Genomic DNA, 6,655 nt, shown 5'->3' on the forward strand with positions numbered 1-6,655 from the left:
AACAGTAGCAGGCAAGCAGAAGGGATTTAAAAAATTAATAGGAAAAATGTTGAACAAGATAAATTACTACTACTATAAAACACTCAAAAACTAAGGAGAGATAAATAATGAACAATATAACGCTAATAGGAAGATTAATAAAGGACCCAGAACTAAGATATTTACAAAATGGAGGAAGAGCAGTAACTAACTTTACTCTAGCAGTAGACAAGCAGTTATCTAAAGAGAAAAAACAAGAAATGGAATCTAGAAACCAGCCTACGGCCGACTTTATAAGAATAGTAGTCTGGGGAAAGCAGGCTGAAAGTTGTGCTAACTATTTAGCAAAAGGTAGATTGACAGCAGTTCAAGGCAGGATCCAGACAGGCAGTTATGAGGATAAAGATGGTAAGAGAGTATATACAACTGATGTAGTAGCCAATCAAGTACAATTTCTAGAATGGGGAGATAAACAAAAACAAAATGATGATGACATAGAAGGATTTCAACAAACGAATGAGGACATCCCATTTTAGGAGCTGATAAATGTGAAATGTTGCTATAAATGCAAAAAAAGAACTTTGAATTGCCATGATAGTTGTGAAAAATATCAAGAATATAAAAAGAAACTAGACATAGCTAGAGAAAATAGAACTAAAGAAAACAATTATATCGGATATGCTATAGAGGCTATAGAAAGGATGAAGATGAGAAGATGAAAACCAAAACATGTTCTAGGTGTAAAGAAATACTTCCACTTACTCCAGATAATTTTTATAGAAACAAGTCAATGGAAGATGGGTTTGAGTATTATTGCAAGACTTGCAAAAGTAAGATACAGAAGAAGTTGAGGGAAAAGAAAAAAGAAGAAGCTAAAATAGAAAGAAAAACATGTACTAGGTGTGAATTAGAGTATCCAGCGACAAATGAGCATTTTCACTATAACAAAAATACTAAAGACAAATTACATTCATGGTGCAAAGATTGTAGATATGAGGTAGACAAAATAAGGCGAGAACGACAAAGAAGGGAAATGATAAGAAGGGAAAACCAATACTACAAAAGAAAATATAAGGAACTTATAAATCAACCTTATGATAAAGGCTTAGAATTATCAGATTTAAAATTAGACAAAGGAAAGACATACAAGATAAAAAGAAAAACAAATAAACATAATCCGACTAAATATTTTATAGGTAAACTAATTCAAAACGAAGATAGGTTTGTAACTTTACAAAAAGAAAATGGATTAGTGGAAAGTTTTCTGAAAGTAGATCTACTAAGATATAAAAATATAGAGGTGGTTGAATGATTTATAAATTTACGATCCCAGGGAGATTACCTTCTATGAACGAAATTGTATCAGCCTCTAAGAGTCACTACATGCAGTATGCAACGATGAAAAAGGACAACACTAACTTAGTATCAATGATAGCTAAATCAAGCGTTAAAAGGCAATTAGACAAGATAGACATAGAAATAAACTGGATATGCAAGAATAGAAGAATGGATAAAGATAACATCATAGCTGGAACTAAATTTATACTAGATGGATTAGTAAATGCGGGGATAATTAAAAACGATGGCTGGTCAGAGATAGGAGATATAAATCATAAATTTGATGTAGATAAAAAGGATCCGAGGATAGAAGTGAAATTAAAAGAAATATAGTTTATTATTTTTTAAATTTGCTGGAAAAATTTAACAACAAGGAGTGTTGTATATGACTCTAAGAGATTTAAAGGAAGAAGAAAGACTTTTAATAGTACAAGCTATACCATACTATTCTTTTAAAGAAAAAATAGCTACAACGAAAGAATACGAAGGCAGAGCAAGAGTGGAAGTGATGGACGATATTGTATATACAGAAAAAACAAGGAAGGTGGTATAAATGCCCTTTAAAGAATATCTACCAGGGACAGTTGAACTATATAGTTGGCAAGTAACATATAAGAGCAAGGGGGAAATGTACTACATGAATGTACTTGCAGAAAACGAAGAAGAAGCAAAAACAAAAGTAAGGAAATTATATGAAAACGAAATAGAAATACATGAAATATCTATGAAAGTGAGTTGATGATATGAAATTACTAATACCGCTAACTATTTATCTAACAGTGTTAAATGCTTTATTTTTACTGGATAATCGTAGATTAGAAAATAAAATAACAAAATCTAAAGATAAAGACTCAAAAATATTGTATGAAAAACTATATGAAAAGATAAGTTAATCAGAGAATTAAACGAAGAAAACAAAAGATATAAAAACTTTTATACACAATACTGGGATGAGAGGAACTCAGGACATTAAAAAGGGAGGAAGAATAATGCAAAAAGAACCTTGCAAATATAGATATGGTGGAATTTGTACTAAAGTAGACTCCGTATGGTACGGAAATGAAGTAAATAAGGAAAAATGCGATAAATGTAAACTGTATAAAAAATAAGGGGGATTAAATGAAAGAATGGAGACCCGGAACAGAAGAAGAGTATCCTTGTGAAGTGGTATACAAAATAAATGAAGGAATGTTTTATATGAAAGTAAATGCAGAAGATGAAGAATCAGCAATAGATAAAGTGAGGAAATTTTATAAAGAAGATATAAAAATACATGAAGTAAATTGGAGGTAAACATGGAGATTAAAATAAAATATTTTAGCAAAGATTATCCAAGGTTAGAAAAATTATCGCAAGGGGATTGGATAGATTTAAGAGTAGATAATATAAAAGAATGGGAAAGTAATAGATTCGTATTGACAGGGAAAGACAAAGAGAAGTTAGCAAGTTTACCAATGTTAGAAAGTGTTGTGAAGTATGAAAAAGGCGACATAATCAAATTTGGATTAGGGATAGCAATAGAATTACCAAAGGGCTACGAAGCAGAAATAAGACCTAGAAGTTCTACATTTAAAAATTATGGACTAATACAAACAAATTCAGTAGGAACAATAGATAATAGCTATTGTGGAGATGACGATGAATGGATGATTGAGTTTATAGCAATGAGAAATGGGGCTATCAATAGATTTGACAGGGTATGCCAATTTAGAATATGGAAAAATCAACCTAATTTTAGATTTGAAGAAGTAGACAAGTTGGGGAACAAAGACAGAGGTGGATATGGAACTACGGGAAAATAGGCATAATTTGCTGTTTATGCATTATTAAGAAAAACAAAAAACTGTCAAAGGCAATATTTTAATGGTCGGCCACCTTTCTGACGAGAAAGGAATTTGATAAATATGAATGTATTAAGTTTATTTGACGGTATGAGTGGTGGACAACTAGCATTAGAAAGAGCGAACATAAAATACAATAAATACTTTGCAAGTGAAGTATATGAACCAGCGATAAAAATAACTCAAAAAAATTATCCTAATACAATTCAATTAGGTGACGTTGCTAAAATCGATGAAAACGTATTAAAAAAGCTACCTAAAATTAGTTTATTAATAGGTGGCAGTCCTTGTCAAAACTTATCTATAGCAGTTATAAATAACCCTGAACACAATCAAGGACTAAAAGGCAAAAAATCTAGTTTATTTTATGAGTATATAAGAATTTTGAGATGGTTGAAACAAAACAATAATGAGAATATAAAATTTATGCTTGAGAATGTTGGTAGTATGAAAAACAAAGATAAAGATATAATCACACAAGTATTAAGCGTAGAACCTCTGAAAATAGATAGCAATTTAGTATCTGCTCAAGATAGGAAAAGATATTATTGGACAAATATAAATGTAAAAGAGCTACCAAAAGACAAAGGAATAGCATTAAAAGACATAATGCTTTCTGCTGAAGAGGTAGACAAGTTAGAGAATGGAAGAAGTAAATTTTGGTACGATAAAACATTTGACTATCATGGCAATAACAAAAAAGTAATAGCTACATTACACTTAAAAGGACATGATATATTGAAACGAGTATACAACCCCAATGGCAAATGTGGAACATTAACAGCTTGTCGGGGTGGCAATTTACAAAAGAAGGTCTTTCAGGCTGGTAGATGTAGAAAATTAACACCTATTGAATATGAAAGACTACAAACCGTGCCTGATAATTATACGGAAGGTGTAGCAAATACACATAGATACAATATGCTAGGCGATGGATGGACAGTAGATGTGATAGCACATATTTTTAAACATATTTAGCTGAATATTACAATTAAAACAAAAACAAAGGGAACAAAAATGAGACCTAAAAAACCAGCAATGAGAAGTAGTAAATATGAATTTGAGGAAGTAGAGAGATTAGGAAATAAAAACAGAGGTGGATATGGGAGCACAGGGAGATAAGGAGGATATTGAGATGAATGAATTTAAGGAAGCTATGGAACAAACTGGGAAAATGGAAAAAGCATTCAGTGACTATGGTACAAAAACAGGTATAGATACAGATCTGCTCAAACAATATGAGTATGGTGTAGACAGTCCTATACACTATAATAAAGGGGAATACGAGGTAATAGACGTGATAGAAGATTGGGGATTGAATTTTAATTTAGGTAATGTAATTAAATATATAGCTAGATGCAACCATAAAGGTAATAAAGTAAAAGATTTACAAAAAGCTATATGGTATCTACAAAGAGAAATTACAAGTAAAGGGGAGTAAGTTTGAATAAGTTAAGACAAAAGGTACTAAAAAGAAGTAAGGGGCTATGTGAACTATGTCATAGCTCCTATATGGTACAGGTACACCATATTCTAGGTGGTAGAGGGCGAAGAAAACAACAAGAAAGACTAGAAACGTTAATTTTACTATGCTGGGATTGCCATCATGGAAATTATGGAGTACACGGGAAGAATGGTAGGGAATTAGATTTAAAGCTGAAACTAGATCTACAAGGTAAATATAGAAAAGAAGGTTATACAGATGATGAGATAAGGGAATTGATGGGAGGGAAGATCTATTGAATAATATCACAGATAAAGAAATAGAGGAAAAAGGAGTACAGATAGGAAATATAGTTTGTGAAGAGTGCAACTACCAAAGTGGAGAAATGAACATTAAGAGCGCTGTATTTAAAATCAGTATGCAAGGTGGATATTTTATGTATGATGGTGAAGGTGGCCCTATATCAAAGTGTCCCAAATGTGGAGAAGATAGTATGTGGATAGAAGGGTGATTAAAAAGAAAATGGTATGCAATAAAATTAAGTAGGTGATTAAATGAGACTTGATATATACGGATCAGGCAAAGTATATAAATTGAATTGGAATAAAAAGCAAGGAACACATTTAGGGTACTTTAACGGAGAACTATTTGTATCAGATAAATATACAATAAAAGATTTAAAAGAATATGATTATTTACACATATACACTAATCAAGGTTTGAAATGGCATATTCCAAAAAGGTTTACAAAAAACATAGAAAAACAATTAAAAACAATATATATAAATGAATATGGTACAGAAATACAACGGAGTTTATTTTAAAGAAGGTGATTAAGTGTATGAACTAACAGAAAGAAGAAAAATGTTACTACAAGAATTACAAAAATCACAAGTAGAATATAAAGATAATTTAATAGAATCAGCTAAAAAAGATAGAGAGTATAGAAAACTATACAGTCAAGAGTTGTTAATTCAGCGAGAAAAGGGAATGCAGGTATCAATCCTATCCGATGTATGCAGAGGTGAAGAAAGAGTCGTACAAGCTAAAACTGAAAGCAATATAGCGGATGGATTAGCTAAAGCGAGTTTAGAAAAAATCAATATATTAAAAATAGAAATTAGAATATTAGAAGAAGAAATAACAGCAATAAGACAAGGGAGGTAAAAATCAATGACAATAAAAGATATACTAATAGACCTAAATAAAGACAATATAAATATCAATGCTATAAATAGTATAGCTAACAACAAACTAATAGCAGACAAGCCGTTTGTAGAGGTTAGAGATGCATTAGTAACTATACTAAGTGGACAAGGATATACAAAGACTGCTAGGTCAGTATTAATGTATGAGGAAAGCACAGATACAAGCTGCCAATCTTGAGGATAAATACAAGGGGCTGTATGCCCCTGAATATTTACAAGGAGTGAATGTATGGATAAATATAAGAAGGTAGAAAACTTACTATCAAATTATAATATGCTAAAAATAAGTATAGATAATATGAAAAAGGATATAGAATACTTGAATAAAGAATGTGGAGTAAATGGTATAAGTTTTGATGAAGTAGGAACAAGTCCAACTAACAATATAAGTAGTGTAGTAGAAAGTACAGTATTATCAATATCAGAAGAAAAAGAAGAATTAAACATAAAAATAGAAGATAATAAAAGGAAAATAGATAGTGTAGATAGGGCATTAGAGGGGCTAACAGAAGTAGAAAGAACAATACTCGAAGGAAAATATATATGTAGTAGGCAATGGTGGGAAGTAGCAGGGATAGTTAAATATGGAGAAAGACATTGTAAGAGGATAAGGACTGCAGCGATAAATAAAATGGTAGTAGGAATATATGGAAGTAAATAAGATGTCCTCTTTATGTCCCCATTTCGTTTGCAAATAGTGTTATTATAGTATTATAGAAATATATGGAAATTTAAACTTATCATATATTTTGTCCCCTTTAATTTGTGTAGGATCTATCTGTTGAGGTAGGTCCTATTTTTATATCAAAATTGGAGTGATACTCGATTGATAAATATAAAATAAT

17 protein-coding genes are annotated in these 6,655 nt (G+C 31.0%); all 17 read left to right on the forward strand.

The genetic code is table 11. The features are described from left to right. Positions 1–107 precede the first annotated feature (107 nt). The 17 genes from VK071_04340 to VK071_04420 all read left to right on the forward strand — a co-directional run bounded on the left by VK071_04340 (position 108) and on the right by VK071_04420 (position 6,471). Positions 108–515, forward strand: coding sequence for a single-stranded DNA-binding protein (locus VK071_04340; protein HLR34541.1), 408 nt, complete (start codon positions 108–110; stop codon positions 513–515). A gap of 12 nt (positions 516–527) precedes the next feature. After that, the gene (locus VK071_04345) at positions 528–698 is read left to right on the forward strand and encodes a hypothetical protein (GenBank protein HLR34542.1); all 171 of its coding nucleotides are present in this window, start codon (positions 528–530) and stop codon (positions 696–698) included. After that, positions 695–1,291: a hypothetical protein gene (locus VK071_04350; protein HLR34543.1), complete on the forward strand. Its 597-nt coding sequence runs from the start codon at positions 695–697 to the stop codon at positions 1,289–1,291. The genes VK071_04345 and VK071_04350 overlap by 4 nt, the downstream gene beginning before the upstream one ends. A gap of 35 nt (positions 1,292–1,326) precedes the next feature. Further along, positions 1,327–1,650, forward strand: coding sequence for a hypothetical protein (locus VK071_04355; GenBank protein HLR34544.1), 324 nt, complete (start codon positions 1,327–1,329; stop codon positions 1,648–1,650). A 52-nt stretch (positions 1,651–1,702) separates the two neighbouring features. Continuing rightward, positions 1,703–1,870, forward strand: a complete 168-nt coding sequence (locus tag VK071_04360; protein HLR34545.1) for a hypothetical protein — start codon at positions 1,703–1,705, stop codon at positions 1,868–1,870. Continuing rightward, on the forward strand, positions 1,871–2,056 hold the full coding sequence (locus VK071_04365; protein ID HLR34546.1) for a hypothetical protein: 186 nt from the start codon (positions 1,871–1,873) through the stop codon (positions 2,054–2,056). A gap of 4 nt (positions 2,057–2,060) precedes the next feature. After that, positions 2,061–2,210, forward strand: coding sequence for a hypothetical protein (locus VK071_04370; protein ID HLR34547.1), 150 nt, complete (start codon positions 2,061–2,063; stop codon positions 2,208–2,210). A 226-nt stretch (positions 2,211–2,436) separates the two neighbouring features. Continuing rightward, a complete protein-coding gene (locus VK071_04375) occupies positions 2,437–2,610 on the forward strand; it encodes a hypothetical protein (protein ID HLR34548.1) in 174 nt (57 codons plus the stop codon). Between the two features lie 2 nt (positions 2,611–2,612). Beyond that, the gene (locus tag VK071_04380) at positions 2,613–3,119 is read left to right on the forward strand and encodes a deoxyuridine 5'-triphosphate nucleotidohydrolase (GenBank protein HLR34549.1); all 507 of its coding nucleotides are present in this window, start codon (positions 2,613–2,615) and stop codon (positions 3,117–3,119) included. 102 nt (positions 3,120–3,221) lie between these two features. Then, positions 3,222–4,136 carry a DNA cytosine methyltransferase gene (locus VK071_04385; GenBank protein ID HLR34550.1) on the forward strand — a complete coding sequence of 305 codons (915 nt, stop codon included), beginning with the start codon at positions 3,222–3,224 and terminating at the stop codon, positions 4,134–4,136. Between the two features lie 157 nt (positions 4,137–4,293). Then, positions 4,294–4,599, forward strand: coding sequence for a DUF3310 domain-containing protein (locus VK071_04390; GenBank protein ID HLR34551.1), 306 nt, complete (start codon positions 4,294–4,296; stop codon positions 4,597–4,599). 2 nt (positions 4,600–4,601) lie between these two features. Beyond that, positions 4,602–4,901 (forward strand): hypothetical protein, encoded by a 300-nt coding sequence (locus tag VK071_04395; protein HLR34552.1) that lies wholly within the window; start codon positions 4,602–4,604, stop codon positions 4,899–4,901. Continuing rightward, on the forward strand, positions 4,898–5,113 hold the full coding sequence (locus VK071_04400; GenBank protein HLR34553.1) for a hypothetical protein: 216 nt from the start codon (positions 4,898–4,900) through the stop codon (positions 5,111–5,113). The genes VK071_04395 and VK071_04400 overlap by 4 nt, the downstream gene beginning before the upstream one ends. A gap of 43 nt (positions 5,114–5,156) precedes the next feature. After that, positions 5,157–5,426 carry a hypothetical protein gene (locus VK071_04405; protein ID HLR34554.1) on the forward strand — a complete coding sequence of 90 codons (270 nt, stop codon included), beginning with the start codon at positions 5,157–5,159 and terminating at the stop codon, positions 5,424–5,426. Positions 5,427–5,439: 13 nt separating this feature from the next. Next, positions 5,440–5,769 (forward strand): hypothetical protein, encoded by a 330-nt coding sequence (locus tag VK071_04410; GenBank protein ID HLR34555.1) that lies wholly within the window; start codon positions 5,440–5,442, stop codon positions 5,767–5,769. Positions 5,770–5,775: 6 nt separating this feature from the next. Continuing rightward, the gene (locus VK071_04415) at positions 5,776–5,988 is read left to right on the forward strand and encodes a hypothetical protein (protein ID HLR34556.1); all 213 of its coding nucleotides are present in this window, start codon (positions 5,776–5,778) and stop codon (positions 5,986–5,988) included. A gap of 51 nt (positions 5,989–6,039) precedes the next feature. Further along, the gene (locus VK071_04420) at positions 6,040–6,471 is read left to right on the forward strand and encodes a hypothetical protein (protein ID HLR34557.1); all 432 of its coding nucleotides are present in this window, start codon (positions 6,040–6,042) and stop codon (positions 6,469–6,471) included. Positions 6,472–6,655 lie beyond the last annotated feature (184 nt).

The sequence above is a fragment of the Tissierellales bacterium genome, from assembly GCA_035301805.1.
In the GTDB taxonomy this organism is placed as follows: Bacteria; Bacillota; Clostridia; order Tissierellales; family DATGTQ01; genus DATGTQ01.